General features: G+C 68.2%; 1 protein-coding gene and 1 pseudogene. Both read left to right on the top strand.

What is annotated here, in order from left to right; genetic code table 11:
* A partial coding sequence (locus VA603_RS00105) for a glutathionylspermidine synthase family protein (RefSeq protein WP_323437586.1) occupies window positions 1-786 on the top strand: 786 nt, incomplete at its 5' end.
* Window position 787: 1 nt separating this feature from the next.
* Window positions 788-1192, top strand: a pseudogene (locus tag VA603_RS00100) (hypothetical protein); the annotation flags it as partial.

The following is a 1192-nucleotide window of genomic DNA, read 5'->3' as shown; positions in this document are numbered from 1 at the left end:
TGGCTGGAAGACCAGCGCAACCGTGGCGTCCTGCCGCAGCAGGCCGACCAGTTCAACTCCCTCCACGAGACGCTGGTGGAGCGCTTTGCCGAACTGTCGGCGCGCCTGCCGCCGCCGCTGTACTTCAGCGCGGTGCGTGAGTCCGAGGAAGACCAGGGCACGGTGGCCTACCTGCGCGACTGCGCGGCGCAGGCCGGCCTGCATGGCGCGGCCATCGCCATCGAGGACATCGGCCTGTCGGTCGACGGCCGCTTCACCGACCTGGACGACGTGGTGATCGGCAGCCTGTTCAAGCTGTACCCGCTCGAAGACCTGATGCAGGAGGAGTTCGGTGCGGCATTGCCCCGTTCCGGCGTGCAGCTGCTGGAACCGGCGTGGAAGGCGGTGTTGAGCAACAAGGGCATCCTGCCGCTGTTGTGGGAACGCCATCGCGGCCATCCCAACCTGCTGGAATCGTACTTCGACGATGGCAGTGCCCTGCCGGCCGGCTGGGTGCGCAAGCCGCTGCATTCGCGCGAGGGTGCGAACGTGGCCATGCATATGAGCGACGGCAGTTGGCAGGAGAGCGAGGGCCCGTACGCGGGGCCGAACATCCGCCAGGCGTTCCACGCACTGCCCATGTTCGAGGGCAACTATCCGCTGGTCGGCAGTTGGGTGGTAGGTGATCGCGCCTGTGGCATCGGCGTGCGCGAGGACAACAGCCGCATCACCCGCGACAGCGCCCGTTTCCTGCCCCACGCCATCATCGATGACGCGCCGCAGGGGAGCACGCGGATCTACGTCTGACATGGCATTGCGCCGCCCCCCGGGAAGCCAGGGCCGCACGCAGGCGGTGCCCGGCCGTCATTTCGACGATGGCCGGCACCTGGCGGCCTATGCCGACCGGATCGCGGTGCGTTGCCATCGCTGTGGAACGGCAGGCTGGGTGTTGGCGCAGTGGCAGCCCTACCGCTGGACGGCGCGCTTCCGTTGCGCTGGCTGCAGCCTGTCGCTGGATAGCGCCGAAGGCACATGGGTGGGGCAGGTCAGGTACAGCGGGCGCCGTCCCTGCGGCTATTGCGGCCATCAATGTGTTTCGGTGTGCGAACAGCGCGCCAGCGCCGCCCATGCCGGGCTGACGCATCTGTCCGGTACCTGCAGGCAATGTGGGCGGCAAAGCGATGTGGCGGTCGGCATGAGCCGCGTGCGTGAC

Origin of the sequence: Stenotrophomonas capsici (genome assembly GCF_034961085.1) — a bacterium.
GTDB lineage: Bacteria > Pseudomonadota > Gammaproteobacteria > Xanthomonadales > Xanthomonadaceae > Stenotrophomonas > Stenotrophomonas capsici.
This window is presented reverse-complemented; position numbering and strand designations above follow the sequence as displayed.